Origin of the sequence: Acinetobacter sp. 161(2023) (assembly GCF_037027805.1) — a bacterium.
Lineage (GTDB): Bacteria > Pseudomonadota > Gammaproteobacteria > Pseudomonadales > Moraxellaceae > Acinetobacter.
Window position 1 is genome coordinate 200,070 of sequence record NZ_JAZEYD010000004.1, and the last position, 18,856, is coordinate 218,925.

The window sequence follows — 18,856 nt, forward strand, 5'->3', positions numbered from 1 at the left end:
ATAAGACAAAAGATGATCTAAGCAAAGATTAAAAACTTATTGAGTAGCTCAGTCCTAGACCGAACTTTTATTTGTATAAGACCCGAGATAAAGACAAGGACGCGAAAATGGAACAAAAACTAAACTCTTTTATTGAAGTTTCACCTCAATCAGATTTCACTATTCATAATTTACCTTATGGTATTTTTAGTAAAACAGCCGATGGCGAGCGCCAAGTCGGTGTAGCTATTGGTGATTGGGTACTCGATCTCGCAGCTCTTGAAAAACACGGGCTTTTAAAACTTTCAGAACAAGACACATACTTTAATCAACCGACACTGAATAAATTTATCTCGTCTGGCAAAGCCAACTGGTCAAAAGTTCGTAAGACACTACAGTCTCTTCTCTCAGTTGAAAACTTAACACTTCAAGAAAATCAAGCATTACGCCAAGAGGTTTTAGTTAAGCAAGACAGCGTTACTTTGCATTTACCTCTTCAGGTGCCTGGTTATACCGATTTCTATTCTTCTAAAGAACATGCAACCAATGTAGGCTGTATGTTCCGCGACCCTAAAAATGCTTTACTGCCAAACTGGACTGAATTGCCTGTTGGTTACAACGGTCGTGCTAGCTCTGTTGTAGTTAGTGGCACTCAAGTGGTGCGTCCGTCTGGACAAATTAAACTTCCAAATGAAGAGCGCCCAGTTTTTTCTGCATCGCGTAAACTCGATTTTGAACTTGAAACAGCATTTGTTATTGGTAAACCAACGGCGCTTGGTCAACCGATCTCGATTGAAAATGCGTGGGACCATATTTTTGGAATGGTATTACTCAATGACTGGTCAGCACGTGATATCCAGCAATGGGAATATGTGCCTCTAGGTCCATTCAATTCAAAATCATTTGCCAGTGCCATCTCACCTTGGGTGGTAACACTTGAAGCACTTGAGCCATTTAAAGTTGAAGGTCCAAAACAAGAGCCTAAACCTTTAGCTTATTTACAAGAAAATATCGCCAACAGTTACGACATTAATTTGAGTGTTGAAATTCAAAGTCCGAAATCGGCACAAGCTGATGTGATTTGCAAAACCAATTTCAAATATATGTATTGGTCTATGTCTCAGCAGCTCACTCACCACACCATTGGCGGCTGTAACGTTCAGGTTGGTGACTTAATGGGTTCAGGTACGATTTCAGGTTCTACACCTGACGCTTATGGCAGCTTGCTTGAGCTTACTTGGAACACCACCAAGCCTCTAACACTTGCCAATGGCGAAACTCGTGGTTTCTTACAAGATGGCGATACACTCATCATGAAAGGCCACTGTGAGAAAAATGGTATTCGCATTGGCTTCGGTGAAGTTCGAAATACGGTTCTTCCTGCATTAACGTTCGACTTTGCAGAAACTTCGGAGCCAGACTATGAAGCTGTATAGTTACTTTCGTAGCTCTGCAGCCTACAGAGTACGAATTGGTCTAAACATTAAAGATTTAGCTTATGAGACTGTTCCAGTTCATCTGGTAAAAAATGAACAGCAAAGCGAAGACTATTTAAAGTTAAACCGTAGTGCTCTGGTTCCGACTTTAATTGACGGCGATTTAACCTTGTCTCAATCGTTAAGTATTTTGGAATATCTGGATGAGCAATATCCAGAAACCAAACTACTTCCAAGCGATGTGCAAGAGAGAGCCAAAATTCGTGCTTTTTCCCAAGCAATCGCTTGCGATATTCACCCGTTAAACAACTTACGCGTACTGAAATATTTAAAAAATGACTTAAATGTTTCGGACGAACAAAAAAATTATTGGTATCAGCACTGGATTATTGAAGGCTTTCAAAATCTCGAACAGTTAATTCAAGATTCAAATGGACAATTTTGCTTTGGACACGAAGCCACAATTGCCGATTGCTGTCTGATTCCACAGGTTTACAACGCGAAACGCTTCAAGATTGATTTATCTGCGTTTCCAAAAATTGAATCGATTTATCACCATTGTTTGTCTATCCCAGCCTTCTATAACGCGGCGCCAGAACAACAACCAGATTGGGAATAGTAAAAAGGAGTTTTAATATGACATTTGCCATTAAAAAAATACATCACGTTGCATATCGTTGTAAGGATGCGAAAGAAACTGTTGAGTGGTATAAAAAAATGCTCAACATGGACTTCATTTTAGCTTTTGCTGAAGACCATGTGCCTTCAACTAAAGCCTTTGACCCTTACATGCATTTATTCTTAGATGCAGGACAAGGCAACGTTTTGGCTTTCTTTGAATTGCCAACTCAACCAGACATGGGCCGAGACGAAAATACCCCGCAATGGGTACAACATATTGCTTTTGAAGTTGAAGACTTAAATGCTTTGATGGCTGCGAAGCAACATTTAGAAGAAAATGGCGTGAAAGTTTTGGGCGTAACCAATCATGGCATTTTCCACTCAATTTATTTCTTTGACCCAAATGGCCATCGTTTAGAACTGACTTATAACGATGTACATGCTGAAGAAAAAATTGCAAAAATTACTGAAGAAATGAAAGCTGAAATGCTAGAGGAATGGAGCAAAACTAAACGCGCTCCGCACCACACTCATTTCTTACATGAAGCAGAGTTAGGAACCTAATTTAAAAAGAGCAAACTAAAAAGTCGGCATTGATTAGAATTGTTTGAATGAACGGTTCTATATCAATGCCGATTTATATTATTTAAAACTGCTAAATTTTTAGAAAATCGCGCTATAAATGAGAGTGCCGTGACTTTAGAAAATTGTTGATTATTAAACATGCCAATTTCGCTAATAGAAAAAGGTGATTTCTATTTCTCACTAGGCTCAGGCATGATGTAAATCGCAGCAATTTCAATTTATGTTTTGAACAGCGTTGTTTAACAGCTGAAGTAACTTTATTAAGGGTATTTAAATGATTGAAGAAAAAGTATCTGGGGGGGTTCAATCACTTGAAGTCGGTTTATCTGTACTAAACGCCCTTTTAGAGCACAATCAACCTATTATTCTCAAAGATCTGTCGAGTAAGCTAGAAATGCATCCTGCCAAGGTACATCGCTATCTGGTCAGCCTTATTCGCATGGAATATGCAAAACAACTTGATGATGGGCAATATGCTTTGGGTGATCAGGCGTGGCGCTTAGGTCTAAACTGTGTTCAACATAGCGACACCCTACAACTGGTACAGCATTTAATTTACGACCTACAAAACAAAATTGGTTGCGGCATACAAATTAGTAAATGGTCGCCTAAAGGCCCTGTAGTTGTTCAATCGATTGAATCAAACCACCCTATTTCGATCGTTACTAAAGTCGGCTCAATTATGCCTTTAGTCAACTCTGCTGCGGGACGTTTATTTGCTTCTTATCTTCCAGAGCATTTTGTTCGCCCCTTAATGGAAACAGAATGGCAAAAGCATCAAGAGCTTGGTCTAAACATTGCACCGCAAAACTGGGAAGCGTTTACAGAGCTTAAAGAAACCATCCGCCAGCAAGAAATGTCGGCAGCAAAAGGTGATTTACTGACAGGAATTAATGCCGTGGGCTTACCTGTGTTTAACTCAAATCGAAGCATTGAATTTTGTATTGTCGCATTGGATAGCGAAATGTTTTTACCAGTCGACCCTCACAGTAAAACGATTGAAATCTTAAAAAATGAAGTGAAGCTTATTAATCAATATATTAAAAGCCGCTAATCAATAGCCATAAAAAAAACCAAGAGATCAAACTCTTGGTTTTTTTAGATCAGGAATAAAGTTTAGCTTATTTAGTTTCTAAAACACCACGGCGAATCTGGTCACGTTCAATCGACTCAAATAACGCCTTGAAGTTACCTTCACCAAAACCATCATCATCTTTACGTTGAATGAATTCAAAGAAAACTGGACCAATCATATTTTCAGAGAAAATTTGCAATAACAATTTCTTCTGACCATCTTTAGTATTGCCGTCTAACAAAATACCACGCTGTTTTAACTCGTCAGTCGGCTCACCATGCTCAGGTAAACGCTCTGGCAGCATTTCATAATACGTATTTGGCGGCGGTGTCATAAATTTCAGACCAAGGCCTTTTAACTTATCCCAAGTCGAAATTAAGTCATCACAAATAAACGCGATATGTTGAATACCTTCGCCATTAAAATCAGACAAGAACTCTGCAATTTGGCCGTTTCCTTTGTCTGAATCTTCGTTTAACGGGATACGGATCATGCCGTCTGGGGCTGTTAATGCTTTAGACGTTAAGCCTGTATATTCGCCCTTAATATCAAAGTAGCGAATTTCTTGGAAGTTAAAGATTTTTTCATAGAAGTTTGCCCAATACTCCATACGGCCTTTGTAGACATTATGAGTTAAATGGTCAATCTCGTTTAAACCTGCCCCTACTGGATGTCTTTTCGCATCATCAAAGAAGACAAAGTCATTTTCATAGATATCACGATCAACTAAAAAGATTGGCATGCCACCAATACCTTTAATTGCCGGAATGTTGAGCTCCATTGGGCCAACTTTTGAATACATTGGTTCAGCACCAAGCTCTACTGCTTTTTGGAAAGCTTTGGCTGCATCACGTGTTTTGAAACCCATCGCACAAGCAGATGGACCATGTTCATTAAAGAAGAATGAAGCATAAGATTCTGGCTGATAATTCAGGATAATATTGATATTTCCTTGACGCCATAAGTACGCTTCTTTCGATTTATGCTTGGCTACTTTTGAAAAGCCGATTGTTTCAAAAATTGGATCTAATTCATTTTCTTTTGAAACAAACTCAATAAATGCAAAACCGCATAATTCTAATGGGTTCTCTAAAATATCCATCTAGTTTCCCTCTGGTGATTACCTGTTCCGTTTATCTCTATTGCTGATGAACTCAGCTCCTTTCTCTATAGAATACGTAATCATTGGGTGAGTCTTTGAACCGTCAAAATGCCTTAACCCAACGCATCCTATGAGAAAAAAACGAATCATTAAAACGAAGATATGATGAGCACGAAGCCTTTGATGATTAATTCCCGTTCCATGTGGTGTTTGTTTTCCATACACACTGTCCTTTGTTATCTAAAAGTACGATTGAGATTTTTCAATAAATCTTTAAAAATCGTCTTTTCCTAAAAATCATTTATAGATTTATGGAGACCAACATCCTTGTTGGATCTCCATTGGCCATTTACCTTGAATTAGATCCTACTAAAAACAATTAAATTATGCAATACATAACTTGATTATGAATTACATAATTTTGGTAATATTAAATTAAGTAATTTTAAAATTAATGGTCAGTTTTCAAATTTTGTTTATGATTTCTACAATAAGCCCCGCCATCCATTTGATTTAGGAAAACTTATGATCTTAGTCAGCGCCTGTTTAACTGGTGAACCTGTTCGATATGATGGTAAATCTTGTCCAAATACTTTACTTAAGCAGCTGCTACTCAATAAAAAAGCCCAATCATTATGCCCAGAGTTATTAGGAGGTTTTAGTACTCCTCGCTTACCCGCAGAAATTGTGGGAGGAACAGGTCAAGATGTGCTTAATGGCAAAGCCATAATTACCGATTCATCTGGTTTAGATGTAACAGACTTATATTTAAAAGGAGCTTACCGCACTTTAGAAATTGCACAGCAAATAAAAGCGAGCTGTGTGGTTTTAAAAGAAAATAGCCCTTCTTGTGGTAGTCAAAAAATTTATAACGGAACTTTTCAAGGTGAAAAAATTATTGGAACTGGAATCACCACGGCACTATTGCAGTGCCATGGCTTTGAAGTGATTTCTGAAAACGAAATTGAAGATTGGTTAACAACCCATCCTCTTTAGTGAATTAGTCAGCTTGTACTTGAATGGATTTGTCTACCTCTGTACGACTTGCCCAATAAGTCGCCAGTGCAGGCCCAGAAATATTGTGCCAAAGACTGAAAATCGCGCTTGGTACTGCTGTAATTGGAGAAGCAGCAAAATGTACTGCTGCAAGTGCCACACCTAAACCTGAGTTTTGCATCCCTACTTCTACAGCAATTGCCTTACTGTCTGCATAAGGTAATTTAAAGAATCGCGCTGCTGCAAAACCTAATAAATATCCAAATCCATTATGTAAGATCACCACAGCTAAAATGAGCAAACCCGACTGTAGAATAGCCGCTTTGCTTCCACCAATAATGGCGGCCACAATCGCGACAATTGCAATAACGGAAACTAACGGCATGACTTGAATATAGGATTCGACCTGACGCTTGAGCCACGTTCTTAAAATTAGACCAACGACAATAGGAAGCAGGACCACCTGCAAAATTGAAATAAACATCGAAGCTGCATCAATCTTTAACCATTGACTCGCGAGCAAATAAAAAATCGCTGGTGTTAACACGGGCGCTAAAAGCGTTGATACTGATGTACAGGCCACCGATAAAGCCACATTGCCTTTGGCCATGTAGGTAATCACATTTGAAGCAGTTCCACCTGGGCAACACCCCACTAAAATAACCCCAACGGCGATTTCAGGCGGTAAGTTAAATAATTTACATAGAACATATGCTAAACCGGGCATCACCACAAACTGGGCAACCACTCCAATCAACACAGCTTTAGGGCTTTGTAATACCCCTTTAAAGTCGTCTACAGTCATGGTCATTCCCATGCCGAGCATAATAATGCCCAAAATCCATGGAATGTACGCTTTGAGCCAGACAAAAAACTCAGGCTGCCATAGCGCTAGTGCTGCAAAAACTATCACCCATAGGGCAAACGTTTTTTGAATAAATTGGGTAAAGCACAGTAATGCAGACATACTTTCTATCCCTAAAAATTAAAATACTAGACCAGATAGACTTAGTGCCCACTCAACAGATCAGTCGATTGAATGCGAACAACACCTTGTTGCTGCATGGTTTGCCACGCGTGCTCTAACGAGCCATTCAGATCAATCCCTTTACAAGCATCTTCAACCACTAAAGTTTTAAAACCTTGTTTAACTGCATCCAAGGCAGTCCATGCCACGCAAAAGTCCGTGGCGATTCCGACTACATAAACCGTATCAATGCCGCGCTCTTTTAAATAACCCGTTAAACCCGTCATTGTGGCATGGTCTGCTTCCATAAAAGCCGAATAACTATCAATATGAGCATGAAAGCCCTTTCGAATAATCAGTTGAGCTTTCGGAATATTTAAATTCGGATGGAACTCGGCATCTTTGGTGCCTTGTACACAATGCTTAAGCCAAAGCACTTGTGGTCCATAGTCGAGTTCAATGGTTTCAAATGGCTGCTTGCCCGAATGGTTTTGTGCAAAAGAGATATGATTATCGGGATGCCAATCCTGTGTCAGAACAATATTTTCAAAACAATCAGCAAGTTGGTTAATCGTTGGAATAATTATATCGGCATCGGCAACTGCTAAATTTCCACCCGGTGTAAAACCATTTTGTACATCAACTACGATTAAAACCGCATTTTGTGGTTGTATATTCATATTCATGTCATCTTCAATCCCAACCGGGAAAATTGCATTCTATCTTGCCATAAAAAAAGCCCATATTAAGTAAGGCTCAGTCGAATCAAGCTGTATTGTTATATTTACGCCCCTTCTCACCCCTGCAATACCAACACATCCTATCTTTTCCTCAAGTTTACATCGCGATTATCCGTTAGGCGTATTGTTCTTATGCGTCTGATCAGTCATAATTTGCATAATTGTCATTCAACAATCTGTTATTGTTAGAACTGGACAATCAAAATACTGCAACCATCCCACATTTTGTTTTTCTTACCTCAGATTCGGATGGATAAATAGGATATTTTTAAAAATGACTCAGCAAGCACAGACCATTCAAGGCTCAATCGTCGCAATCGTCACACCTATGTTGAAAGACGGCGGTGTAGATTGGAAGGGTCTTGAGAAGCTGGTTGAGTGGCACATAGAACAAGGTACAAACAGTATTGTAGCCGTCGGTACAACCGGCGAAGCCTCAACATTGAGCATGGAAGAGCACACACAGGTTATTAAAGAAATTATTCGTGTAGCCAATAAACGTATTCCAATTATTGCCGGTACTGGTGCAAACTCAACCCGTGAAGCAATCGAATTAACTAAAGCGGCTAAAGATCTTGGCGCAGATGCAGCCCTACTTGTTACGCCATATTATAATAAGCCAACTCAAGAAGGCCTCTACCAACACTATAAAGCGATTGCTGAAGCCGTAGAACTACCACTTATTCTTTATAACGTACCAGGCCGTACTGGTGTAGATCTTGCAAACGATACAGCTGTACGTTTGGCAGAGATCCCTAATATTGTCGGTATTAAAGATGCGACAGGTGACGTACCTCGTGGTAAAGCTTTAATCGAAGCTTTAAACGGTAAGATGGCTGTATATTCAGGTGATGATGATACTGCTTGGGAACTTATGCTTCTTGGTGCAGACGGTAATATCTCTGTTACAGCAAATATTGCACCTAAAGCAATGAGTGAAGTATGTGCTGTTGCAATTGCCAAAGATGAACAACAAGCGAAGACGATTAACAATAAGATTGCAAATTTACACAATATTCTATTTTGCGAATCAAACCCAATTCCTGTGAAATGGGCACTACATGAGATGGGACTGATTGATACTGGTATTCGTTTACCACTCACTCCTCTCGCTGAGCAATATCGCGAACCTCTCCGCAATGCCCTAAAAGATGCGGGAATTATTTAATAAGAGCAATTTATGATGCAATTACGTCTTGGTTTAGTCCTTGCAGTTTCAGCCTTAAGTTTAGCTGGTTGTAGTCGCTTCGCAATTAATAATCATTCTTTAGATTATAGAAATGCCAAGCAACTTGCCCCGCTTGAGTATCCTGCCGACGCAACTGTACGACCAGTGACGCCTTTGTACCCTGCACCAACTGTTGACCAGCTCGCTATCGAGCACGCGCCGAAGTTCGAAAACCAGCGTGGTAACCGTTTTGCACTGCCACGTCCTGAACAAACACAGGGGGGCAATGCAACAGCAGATGCATCTGCTCAATCGGGTGCCGCGCTTGGTCGTCCGCAACTTGTGACCGACGGTAATAAAAACCCATTATTAAAAATTGATGGGAATACGACCGAGATCTGGCAATACACCAAAGCGACTTTAAGCACTTTGAATTACAACATCATCGCTCAAGGCAGCAACCAAGCGACGATTAAAGTAAATGACAAAACTTATCTGCTTAAACTCACTGGTGTGGGTTCAAGTCATACTCTTGCTCTATTTAATGTAGACAACACTTTTGCAAGCCCAGATGTGGCCGCTGAAGTGTTAAACCAGATTTACCAAAATTGGCCAGCCTAGTCGTTTACTAGGCATTTTTTTTAAAAGGTTCCCTCATGTTAAAACAAACCTTGCTCTATACTGGTAAAGCAAAATCTGTATATGAAACAGACAATGCCGACCATCTGATTTTAGTCTTTCGTGATGATGCCTCTGCGTTCAACGGCGAAAAAATCGAACAACTAGATCGTAAAGGCAAGGTGAACAACCTTTTTAACGCCTTCATCATGGAAAAACTTGCTGCTGCAGGTATTGAAACGCATTTTGAAAAATTGCTTTCTCCAACTGAAGTGCTTGTTAAAAAACTTCAAATGATTCCTGTTGAATGTGTAATTCGTAACTACGCAGCTGGTTCTCTATGCCGTCGCTTAGGTGTAGAAGAAGGTAAAGAATTAACTCCTCCTACATTTGAATTGTTCTATAAAGATGACGGTCTAGGCGACCCAATGGTTAACGAATCTCAAGCGATTGCTTTAGGTTGGGCAACTGCTGAACAATTAGAACAAATGAAAGTGTTAACTTACCAAGTAAATGATGTATTAAAAGCATTATTTGCTGAAGGCAACATGATCTTGGTGGACTTCAAGCTTGAATTCGGTGTTTTCCATGACCGTATCGTGCTTGGTGATGAATTCTCTCCAGACGGCTGCCGTCTATGGGATAAAGACTCTAAGAAGAAACTCGACAAAGACCGTTTCCGTCAAGGTTTAGGCGGTGTTGTTGAAGCTTATGAAGAAGTTGCTGCTCGTTTAGGCGTAGATTTATCTGCTCTCTAATCGTTCAAACTTCACGAAAACCCGGGCTTTAGCCCGGTTTTTTTATATTTAATTACTTTAGATATTAAAAAGTAGACAGATTTGTCTATTAAAGTAAATTATCACTTGCACAAACTCAATTTAAAACACTAAAATCTAAAAAAACATTAAGCACTTCACAATAATTAAATTTCAAAACTAGGGTAAAGCTATGGAAATATCTAAGCTTGAAAAGAGATTAATGAATCATTCAGTCCATTTTGGTGAAAATCCTTTGGTCTTATTAACCAACTTTAGCAGTTCCGCCTTAAAACAAGGCTGGAGTCAGGCAGAAGTCGAATCTGTTATTTCTAAAGCCTCTAAAGGTGACTACATGGCACTGATCCGCACGTTAAGGGCTTATACATTTCTTTAATCTTATTGTTGATGATCTGCTGCCACTTCACATTCAATTTATAAAAAGACACATAAAGCTGTTAGGAATCGACTGGATTTATCCCAAGTACTGCCTTATCAATGAATAAAAATAAGAAATAAAAAATATTTATTCAGTGAGGAGTAAAGCTGATGGATCATGAAATAGAGGAAAAAAAGGTCGAGAAAACCTTAAGCTGGCGTGAAAAAATGGCAGTTGAAGAACATGAAAAACTGTCACCCCGTTTGGTCTATGAAATTATCCGCCGTGATGGTGCCGAAGAGCTGGATCGTCCGACAGCTGCACTGATCTTTTCAGGGATTGCTGCGGGTTTGGTCATCAGTTTTTCATTTATATTTAAAGCGATTATTGCCTCTTATCTCCCAACTGATGCGATCTGGACCGATTTAATCACCAATGTCGGTTACACCATTGGGTTCCTGATCGCAATTTTGGGTCACATGCAACTCTTTACCGAGAATACCATCACCACTGTTGTACCTTTATTTAAGCCTTTTACCTTCGATAAATTACAAGCAGTAGGCCGCTTATGGGGGATTGTGATTCTATGCAATATCATTGGGACAGCTTTGGCGAGTTTATTTTTCTTAACTACTCACCTGTTTACTGCAGATATCGACAAGGCACTAGATGAACTCGCCCATCATGTGGGCTCCTTTTCTGCAACCCAGAATATGCTCAAAGGTATTATGTCAGGGCTGTTAATTGCAGCTTTGGTTTGGATGTTGCCCTCTGTTAGCAATAAATTTCTTGTAATCTTTTTCATGACGTATCTGATAGGACTGGGTGACTTTACCCATGTAGTGGTTGGTTCTACAGAAATGTCCTACCTGGTCTGGCAAGGAGATGCTTCCATTAATGACTATCTATTTACTTTCCTGATCCCGACCACCATTGGCAATATTATTGGTGGCACAGGCGTGTTTACACTACTGATTTATGGTCAGGTGACTGAAGAACTGGAATAGCAGAAACAAACTATTGTTCCTGCTGCCATCTGCGTTGCTGTAAGCGCTCACCTTCAACCTCACGCTTGTTTCTTGCAGATTCATAGAGTTTGGTTCCCCTTAACTCAGGTGGCAAATAGTCTTGCAACACAAAGTGCTCAGGATAATCATGAGGATAGAGGTAATTAATCCCATAGCCTTGCTGTTTCATCAGCTTGGTTGGTGCGTTTCTCAAATGCAAAGGCACAGGTAAATTTGCCGTTTTTTCAGCAAGTTCCAAAGCCTTATTAATTGCTAAATAAGTGCTATTACTTTTTGCACTCGTTGCTAAATAAACCGCGGTTTGGCCTAAAATAATTCGAGCCTCAGGCATTCCCACTGCTTGTACAGAGCGGAAACACTCACCTGCAAGCAATAGCGCATTTGGGTTAGAGTTTCCGATGTCTTCTGAGGCTGCAATCAGCATACGTCTTGCAATAAAAACCGGATCTTCTCCACCTTTGAGCATACGTGCCATCCAATACAGGGTTGCATCTGGATCGCTACCCCGAATTGATTTAATAAAGGCTGAAACCAAGTCGTAATGCTGCTCACCCGATTTGTCATAACGCGCAATATTTTGCTGAGCGACTTTCACCACAACCGCATTGGTAATCGTATTTTCAACTTCTGGCTCAAATGTACTTGCAATCAGATCTAGTAAATTAAGCGCTTTACGAGCGTCGCCTGCTGCAAACTGAATGAGTGCATCGTACTCTTCAACATGAATGTAACGCTCTTTTAAGAATTTATCGGCTTGAAGAGCATTATTGAGGAGTGTCTGAATTGCTTCACTATCTAAACTATTTAGAGTGTAGACCTGACAACGAGATAAAAGCGCACTGTTCACCTCAAAAGATGGGTTTTCAGTCGTCGCGCCAATTAAGGTAATTTTGCCTTTTTCAACTGCACCCAATAAAGCATCTTGCTGTGATTTATTAAATCGGTGAATTTCATCAATAAAAACCACAGGTGTCAGTAAATCACCACTTTCTGCAATTATTTCACGTAATTCTTTTACGCCCGTATTCAGCGCAGATAAGCTCACAAATGGGCGATCTATCGCTTGAGCCAAAAGCAAAGCGATTGTTGTTTTACCAACGCCTGGTGGTCCCCAAAAAATAATAGAAGGCAAATGCCCCTGATCGATCATTTGACGTAAGGGCGCATGCTCACCTAATAAATGATCTTGCCCAATAATTTCAGACAAGTCTCTCGGGCGTAGGCGTTCAGGAAGTGGAATATGGGTGTCTGACATCTCAAATGGCTTTATCGTCTTTTCACTATAGTCTATTGTGTCTCACGGAAATCTACAATTTGAATCTATGAGACACGTTCTTTAAATCATAAGGAGCTGCTAGTCATCTCAGCATGTTCTCCTTTTATTGTTATATAACGGAGATCATTAAAAAATTTACGATAAAATATTACTTTATAATACGTTGTAATTAAAAATGCCCATCACGAGCATATTAACGCACCCATCGTACGACATAATCTTCTAGATCATCTTCATGGACATCAACTTCAGAAAGACAACGTCCAGCAACTGACTTTTTCGCCTTAACAACGCTTTGTCTCAAACCTGTATTTAAATAATGCCAAGAAGGTAGATTTTTACCTTCATTCAAACGTCTATAAGCACAGCTCGATGGTAACCAATGAATGGTTTTTAAGCTTTCTGGCGTCAGTTGCAAACAGTCAGGCACTTGCTGCTGACGATTTGGATAGTCGGTACAACACCCTGTATCACAATCGAGTAACTTACAGGCCACTTTGGTATAAGCCACTTCATGAGTATCTTCATCTTCAAGCTTGACCAGACAGCACAAACCACACCCATCGCATAAAGCTTCCCACTCAATTTGAGTGAGTTGCTCTAATGGATAGTTTTTCCAGAAGAGTGGTCGAAGTGAGGTCTCGGTAGACATAATTTTTTAACAGCTAATGAGATGAAACAGTGGTTAAGTATAGCATTGAAGTGATCTTTACGAAAAAAGAAGCTGTATTCCTAACATCACAAAATGATTGTTTAATATACATTTCAACCACATAAACGACACATTCGGTGCAAAAAACACGCTATATAGTAAAACGACAATGAAAAAATAAGGAGAACAGCATATGTTCCGTTGGGCTATAATTTTTGCAGTGATTGCACTCATTGCCAGTCTATTAGGGTTTGGTGGTGTTGCAGGGTTATCTAAAGACTTTGCCGTGATTTTATTAGTTGTGGCTGTAATTCTTGCTGTAATTGGGTTCATTTCCCGAGGCAGAACATAACTTAATCATGATCACCTAAAAAGAAGGAACTCGTTTCCTTCTTTTTTATTGCGTGAAGCTTTATATCTTCTTTTAATGTAGATTCTTACATAGTTATTTATATTACTTTTATCTTTTTATGCTTTAATCAAGCGTGTTTAAATCTCTTTAAATTTCAGGATTAAGTTCATGAGTACAGCAATTAAAACCCGTGAAATTCAATATACTGCACCAGACGGCAGCCATTTAATTGGTTACTTTGCGGCTCCAGATAGTGAAACACCTGTTGCGGGTGTAATTGTTGGTCCTGAGTGGTGGGGGCGTAACGAATATACGCAGCAACGTGCACGTGAGCTTGCTGAACATGGCTATGCTGCACTTGCAATTGATATGTATGGCGATAAAAAAGTGACCACGACTGCAGCTCAAGCCTATGAATGGATGATGCAGACCTTTGAAAATTTAGACACAGTTACTGATCGTGCCAATGCAGCGCTTCAAACTCTAGCAGCCCAACCAGAAGTAAACAGTGAAAAACTTGCCGCTGTTGGCTTTTGCTATGGCGGTAAAGTCGTGTTGGACCTTGCTCGATCAGGGGCACCACTTAAAGCAATTGCAACATTCCATGGCACATTAACTCCGAAAGCACCTGCTCAAAAAGGCAACATTCAAGGCGAGATTTTAGTTCTACATGGTGAACTAGACAGCATGGTCACCTTAGAAGATGTTGCTAATTTTGAAAAAGAGATGCAAGCTGCTGAGGTTAAATACGAAGTAGTGGTTTTAAAAAATGCTAAACATGGCTTTAGTAACCCGCTTGCAGATGAAAGAGCTAAAGCGAACGGTGTGGACCTTGGCTATAACAGCGAAGCGGAAAAACAAGGCCTTGCTAAAATGTACACTTTGTTAGATCGTACTTTAAAATAAAAGAAGCAAATTTGGAGCAAATGTTTTTTTCGCATTTGCTCCCTTAAATGTTTATGACTTTGCAATATTTTTACTGTATTTTTTAAACCATACTTCAATAACTATACTCCCGTTGAGCTAGAGCAAAGCCTAGTCTTATTTCCCGCACTCGGGGTTTAATGGAATAATATGAGAGGATACAACAATGACTGACAAGAAATGTCCATATTGCGAATTTGATGAATATGACATCATTGATAAAAATGAATTTGCTGTAATTTTACCTGATTCTAATCCGCTATCTAAAGGCCACTGTGTGGTAACACCACTACGCCATGTTCGTTCTTTTTTTGACATTACTTCTAAAGAACACCAAGGCCTACTTACACTTCTTGAAATTGCTCGTCACGAAACACAGCTTCGACATCAACCCACTGGTTTTCATATTAGCTTCAATGATGGTGAAGTGTTCGGACAAAGCTCAGATCATTTCCACATTCATGTCATCCCTTACTATAAAAACCAACCGTTGAAACTTGATCAACGTTGGGGCGTAAAAGAGAACTAATCCTTTTTATGCATGAAACAGAGATTACTCGTTTTAAAGTAATCTCTGTTTTAAGATGTCCTCATTCTTCGCCTGCTTTAAACAAAATTTACCCGCAAATTTCAGCTATAATTTAGCCCTCACTTTTCTTCTATAGCTGTTCATGCCTGAATTTTCTTTTTCTGATGCCCTCTTAAACTGGTTCGATCAACATGGTCGTCATGATTTGCCTTGGCAAGTTGCAGATGATCCGTACAAAGTTTGGGTTTCTGAAATTATGCTACAACAGACTCAGGTGAAAACGGTTCTGCAATATTTTGACCGCTTTATGGAGCGCTTCCCCACTGTAGAGACGTTAGGTCATGCAACTTGGGATGAAGTAGCGCCTTACTGGGCAGGTCTTGGCTATTATGCTCGTGCGCGCAATTTGCATAAAGCAGCTGGTCTTGTTACTCAGCAGGGCAAGCTTCCTGAAACACTAGAAGAATGGATTGCACTACCTGGCATTGGTCCCTCTACCGCAGGTGCACTCATGTCTTTAGGTTTACGTCAGTATGGTGTCATTATGGATGGCAACGTAAAACGCGTCTTAGCCCGTTTCTTTGCCATTGAAGATGACTTAAGCAAACCACAGCACGAACGTGAAATGTGGAAACTCGCTGAAAAGCTTTGCCCTACCCATCGTAACCATGACTACACTCAGGCCATTATGGATTTGGGCGCAACCATCTGTACGCCAAAAAAACCGCTGTGTTTATATTGCCCAATGCAAGAACATTGCCAAGCTTACCAGCAAGGTTTAGAACAAGAATTACCTTTTAAGAAACCGAAAAAAACACCTCCTGTTAGAACCGCAGATGTTCTTATCATTCAATGCGAAGACGAATGGTTTTGGCAACAACGACAAGCTCATGGTCTATGGGGCGGTTTAATCTGTTTACCTATTTTAGAAAATGAACATGAGCGACTAAGCCTAAGTCAGCAATTTAAACTGCAACCTCAACCACAGACCGTTCAAATTAGTCATAGCTTCACTCACTTTACATGGCTACTTAATGCTCACACGTTCCACGTGGAACCTGACCAAAAAGAGCATCTAGCAATTGAACTTGAAGGCCAATGGCTGAGTCCAGAACAAGCCATTGCCAAAGGTGTACCAACCGCTATGAAAAAATTGATCTCGACAAGCCGTTCGTGACATAGTGAGCAAAATAGATTTGATATGGGTTTACAGGGAGTATTTTGTGCGACGTTTTGTTTCTCATTTCTCACTTGGTTTTCTGATTATTCTATTGGCGGCCTGTGCCAGTGCGCCTAAAAAACCTGCCCCTCTTCCACCCGCTCAAGTCATCAAGCTCAAAAGCATGCAGCTTCCAAATCGACTGCCTGTACCAGTAAAAGGTGTCGATCGAGATGAGTTAAAAGACACGTGGGGAGCTGCTCGCAGTCAGGGTCGTAGTCACGAAGGAATTGATATTTTGGCTCCACGTGGAACCAAAGTGTACAGTGCAACCGAAGGACTCGTTGCCGATCTTCGCAATAACAACTTAGGTGGCAAAGTCATCTGGATTTTAGGCCCAGCGGGAACATGGCATTATTATGCCCACCTTGATGGTCACAAACGTGGCCTGAGTGTGGGTGACTATGTCAAAAAAGGCGATCTAATTGGCTATGTCGGCAATACAGGCAATGCACGTTATACTTCACCTCATCTTCATTATGGTCTTTACCTAGATGGTAAAGGACGTGGTGCTGTTAATCCTTATTCATATTTACGCTAGGAACATTTTATGTCGGAAGCGCTGATCAATCGCTTAGTAGAGTTTGCCGAGTCTGGCAACCAGCAAAAGATCATTTTAAATGGCAATAGCTATCAAGGCTGGATCATGGAAATCAGCGATGATGCCCTGCTAATCAGTACCGGTTTTTCAGATAAAGTTGGTAAAGACTTTTGGCTAAAGTTTGAAGACTTAACTCAAGCTGAACTGTATTATTGGGATACTCGCCCAAATGAATGGGTGCTGTTTAAACTTTAAAATTCTAAGATAAATATAAGGAGCATCATCATGAAAACTCAACGCTGCGGATGGTGTTCCGACGATCCACTCTATATTGCCTACCATGATGAAGAATGGGGCAAACCGGAACATGACGAAGCACGTTTATTTGAAATGCTCTGTCTTGAAGGTCAGCAAGCTGGTTTATCTTGGATTACCGTACTAAAAAAAAGAGAAAGCTACCGTCAGCACTTTTTTAATCATCCGATTGCAGAAATTGCTTCATTCACAGATGATTTTTTAGAATTAAAATTATCCGATGCAGGCTTAATTCGCCACTTAGGCAAACTCAAAGCTATTCGTGATAATGCAATTGCTTGGCAAGCGCTCAAAGCGCAAGTCGGTGACGTTCCTAAATGGCTTTGGCAGTTTGTAGATGCAGCTCCACAACACAATGATGTTGTAGATTATCGTAAGGCTCCTGCACAAACTGAACTCAGCGTAAAACTTTCCAAGACTCTTAAAAAGAATGGCTTCAAATTTGTCGGCCCAACCACCTGTTATGCTTTTATGCAAGCAGTAGGCATGGTCGATGATCATGAAAACGATTGTCAATTTAAAGCTTCATAATCCACTCGAACGGTTCAAATCCGCTTAAGGAGTTTCCGATGAGCAATAATACGATTCAGGCTTATGCCGCAATGCAAGCAGGTGAAAAACTGGTTCCCTACCAATTTGATGCAGGTGAATTACAACCGCATCAAGTTGAGGTAAAAGTTGAATACTGTGGTTTATGTCATTCTGATATTTCTGTGTTAAACAATGAATGGCGTTCAACTGTGTACCCTGTGATTGCGGGCCATGAAATTATTGGACGAATTGTTGCTTTGGGTTCAGAAGCCAAAGGTCTACAAATCGGGCAACGTGTCGGCATTGGCTGGACGGCTGAAAGCTGCCAAGCCTGTGATGAATGTATTGGTGGTCAGCAAGTACTTTGTACAGGCAGAAGTGTTGCAACAATCGTGGGGCATGCTGGTGGTTTTGCCGATAAAGTCCGTGCAGGCTGGCAGTGGGCTATTCCCCTCCCTGACGATTTAGACGCTGAAAGTGCTGGTCCTTTACTTTGTGGCGGAATTACCGTTTTTGACCCACTACTCAAACATAAAATTCAAGCAACACATCATGTCGGTGTGATTGGCATTGGTGGCTTAGGCCACATAGCCATTAAACTTCTCAAAGCTTGGGGCTGTGAGATCACTGCATTTAGTTCCAACCCTGATAAAACAGAGGAACTTAAAGCAATGGGAGCAGATCATGTCGTGAATAGCCGCGATACAGACGCGGTAACAGCACAAAAAGGGAAATTTGATTTATTGCTCAGCACAGTAAACGTGACCTTAAACTGGCGTGCTTTCATTTCTACACTAGCACCAAATGGTTCGTTGCACTTCTTGGGGCTGACTCTTGAACCTGTTCCTGTTTCTGTAGGTTCACTTATTAGTGGTGCTAAGTCAGTGACAGGCTCACCTACGGGTTCACCAGCTGCACTGCGTCAACTTTTGAAGTTTGCTGCACGCAAAAAAATTGCGCCTCAAATTGAACTATTTCCCATGTCACAGCTGAATGAGGCAATTGAACGTTTACACTCAGGTCAGGCACGCTACCGCATTGTGTTGAAAGCAGACTTCGCAGAATAAA

Annotated in this window: 23 protein-coding genes; 18 read left to right on the forward strand and 5 right to left on the reverse strand. The window is 40.4% G+C overall.

What is annotated here, in order from left to right; genetic code table 11:
• Nucleotides 1-107 precede the first annotated feature (107 nt).
• The 4 genes from fahA (at nt 108) to WA249_RS05340 (ending at nt 3,675) form a co-directional block, all read left to right on the forward strand.
• Nucleotides 108-1,415 (forward strand): fumarylacetoacetase, encoded by a 1,308-nt coding sequence (fahA, locus tag WA249_RS05325; protein WP_336166832.1) that lies wholly within the window; start codon nt 108-110, stop codon nt 1,413-1,415.
• Complete coding sequence (gene maiA / locus WA249_RS05330; RefSeq protein WP_336166834.1) at nt 1,402-2,034, forward strand: maleylacetoacetate isomerase; 633 nt, start codon at nt 1,402-1,404, stop codon at nt 2,032-2,034. Before fahA ends, maiA begins: the two co-directional genes overlap by 14 nt.
• 17 nt (nt 2,035-2,051) lie before the next feature.
• Nucleotides 2,052-2,600, forward strand: a complete 549-nt coding sequence (locus WA249_RS05335) for a VOC family protein (RefSeq protein WP_004790185.1) — start codon at nt 2,052-2,054, stop codon at nt 2,598-2,600.
• 295 nt (nt 2,601-2,895) lie between these two features.
• A complete protein-coding gene (locus WA249_RS05340; protein ID WP_336166836.1) occupies nt 2,896-3,675 on the forward strand; it encodes an IclR family transcriptional regulator in 780 nt (259 codons plus the stop codon).
• 67 nt (nt 3,676-3,742) lie between these two features.
• Here the strand turns inward: WA249_RS05340 and hppD are convergent, their stop codons facing one another.
• Nucleotides 3,743-4,798: a 4-hydroxyphenylpyruvate dioxygenase gene (hppD, locus tag WA249_RS05345; protein ID WP_336166838.1), complete on the reverse strand. Its 1,056-nt coding sequence runs from the start codon at nt 4,796-4,798 to the stop codon at nt 3,743-3,745.
• A gap of 525 nt (nt 4,799-5,323) precedes the next feature.
• Here hppD and WA249_RS05350 point away from each other — a divergent pair.
• On the forward strand, nt 5,324-5,794 hold the full coding sequence (locus WA249_RS05350) for a DUF523 domain-containing protein (RefSeq protein WP_336166840.1): 471 nt from the start codon (nt 5,324-5,326) through the stop codon (nt 5,792-5,794).
• Between the two features lie 4 nt (nt 5,795-5,798).
• Here the strand turns inward: WA249_RS05350 and WA249_RS05355 are convergent, their stop codons facing one another.
• Both WA249_RS05355 and pncA read right to left on the reverse strand, forming a co-directional pair.
• On the reverse strand, nt 5,799-6,761 hold the full coding sequence (locus WA249_RS05355; protein WP_336166842.1) for a bile acid:sodium symporter family protein: 963 nt from the start codon (nt 6,759-6,761) through the stop codon (nt 5,799-5,801).
• Between the two features lie 41 nt (nt 6,762-6,802).
• Complete coding sequence (gene pncA, locus WA249_RS05360) at nt 6,803-7,447, reverse strand: bifunctional nicotinamidase/pyrazinamidase (protein WP_336166845.1); 645 nt, start codon at nt 7,445-7,447, stop codon at nt 6,803-6,805.
• 328 nt (nt 7,448-7,775) lie between these two features.
• On the opposite strand from pncA, the gene dapA reads away from it, so the two are divergent.
• The 5 genes from dapA to WA249_RS05385 all read left to right on the forward strand — a co-directional run bounded on the left by dapA (nt 7,776) and on the right by WA249_RS05385 (nt 11,428).
• On the forward strand, nt 7,776-8,669 hold the full coding sequence (gene dapA / locus WA249_RS05365; protein WP_336166847.1) for a 4-hydroxy-tetrahydrodipicolinate synthase: 894 nt from the start codon (nt 7,776-7,778) through the stop codon (nt 8,667-8,669).
• A gap of 15 nt (nt 8,670-8,684) precedes the next feature.
• Nucleotides 8,685-9,290 carry a lipoprotein-34 precursor (NlpB) gene (locus tag WA249_RS05370; protein WP_336166923.1) on the forward strand — a complete coding sequence of 202 codons (606 nt, stop codon included), beginning with the start codon at nt 8,685-8,687 and terminating at the stop codon, nt 9,288-9,290.
• Nucleotides 9,291-9,325: 35 nt separating this feature from the next.
• Complete coding sequence (gene purC, locus WA249_RS05375) at nt 9,326-10,045, forward strand: phosphoribosylaminoimidazolesuccinocarboxamide synthase (RefSeq protein ID WP_004790203.1); 720 nt, start codon at nt 9,326-9,328, stop codon at nt 10,043-10,045.
• A 190-nt stretch (nt 10,046-10,235) separates the two neighbouring features.
• Nucleotides 10,236-10,439 carry a hypothetical protein gene (locus tag WA249_RS05380; RefSeq protein WP_336166850.1) on the forward strand — a complete coding sequence of 68 codons (204 nt, stop codon included), beginning with the start codon at nt 10,236-10,238 and terminating at the stop codon, nt 10,437-10,439.
• A gap of 152 nt (nt 10,440-10,591) precedes the next feature.
• A complete protein-coding gene (locus WA249_RS05385) occupies nt 10,592-11,428 on the forward strand; it encodes a formate/nitrite transporter family protein (protein WP_336166852.1) in 837 nt (278 codons plus the stop codon).
• 10 nt (nt 11,429-11,438) lie between these two features.
• On the opposite strand, the gene WA249_RS05390 is transcribed toward WA249_RS05385, so the two are convergent.
• Nucleotides 11,439-12,704 (reverse strand): replication-associated recombination protein A, encoded by a 1,266-nt coding sequence (locus WA249_RS05390; RefSeq protein ID WP_336166854.1) that lies wholly within the window; start codon nt 12,702-12,704, stop codon nt 11,439-11,441.
• 214 nt (nt 12,705-12,918) lie between these two features.
• Complete coding sequence (locus WA249_RS05395; RefSeq protein WP_336166856.1) at nt 12,919-13,377, reverse strand: YcgN family cysteine cluster protein; 459 nt, start codon at nt 13,375-13,377, stop codon at nt 12,919-12,921.
• Between the two features lie 193 nt (nt 13,378-13,570).
• Between WA249_RS05395 and WA249_RS05400 the strand changes: the two genes are divergently transcribed.
• The 8 genes from WA249_RS05400 (at nt 13,571) to ahr (ending at nt 18,855) form a co-directional block, all read left to right on the forward strand.
• Nucleotides 13,571-13,729: a DUF1328 domain-containing protein gene (locus tag WA249_RS05400; RefSeq protein ID WP_002053759.1), complete on the forward strand. Its 159-nt coding sequence runs from the start codon at nt 13,571-13,573 to the stop codon at nt 13,727-13,729.
• Between the two features lie 168 nt (nt 13,730-13,897).
• On the forward strand, nt 13,898-14,635 hold the full coding sequence (locus tag WA249_RS05405) for a dienelactone hydrolase family protein (protein WP_336166858.1): 738 nt from the start codon (nt 13,898-13,900) through the stop codon (nt 14,633-14,635).
• Between the two features lie 184 nt (nt 14,636-14,819).
• A complete protein-coding gene (locus WA249_RS05410; protein ID WP_336166860.1) occupies nt 14,820-15,182 on the forward strand; it encodes an HIT family protein in 363 nt (120 codons plus the stop codon).
• A 142-nt stretch (nt 15,183-15,324) separates the two neighbouring features.
• Entirely contained in the window at nt 15,325-16,359 is a 1,035-nt protein-coding gene (gene mutY, locus WA249_RS05415) for an A/G-specific adenine glycosylase (protein ID WP_336166862.1), read from the forward strand.
• Nucleotides 16,360-16,405: 46 nt separating this feature from the next.
• Nucleotides 16,406-16,942 carry a M23 family metallopeptidase gene (locus WA249_RS05420; protein WP_336166864.1) on the forward strand — a complete coding sequence of 179 codons (537 nt, stop codon included), beginning with the start codon at nt 16,406-16,408 and terminating at the stop codon, nt 16,940-16,942.
• A 9-nt stretch (nt 16,943-16,951) separates the two neighbouring features.
• Complete coding sequence (locus tag WA249_RS05425; RefSeq protein ID WP_001287364.1) at nt 16,952-17,197, forward strand: hypothetical protein; 246 nt, start codon at nt 16,952-16,954, stop codon at nt 17,195-17,197.
• Nucleotides 17,198-17,227: 30 nt separating this feature from the next.
• A complete protein-coding gene (locus WA249_RS05430) occupies nt 17,228-17,788 on the forward strand; it encodes a DNA-3-methyladenine glycosylase I (RefSeq protein WP_005300378.1) in 561 nt (186 codons plus the stop codon).
• A gap of 38 nt (nt 17,789-17,826) precedes the next feature.
• Complete coding sequence (gene ahr / locus WA249_RS05435; protein WP_336166867.1) at nt 17,827-18,855, forward strand: NADPH-dependent aldehyde reductase Ahr; 1,029 nt, start codon at nt 17,827-17,829, stop codon at nt 18,853-18,855.
• Nucleotide 18,856: the final 1 nt, after the last annotated feature.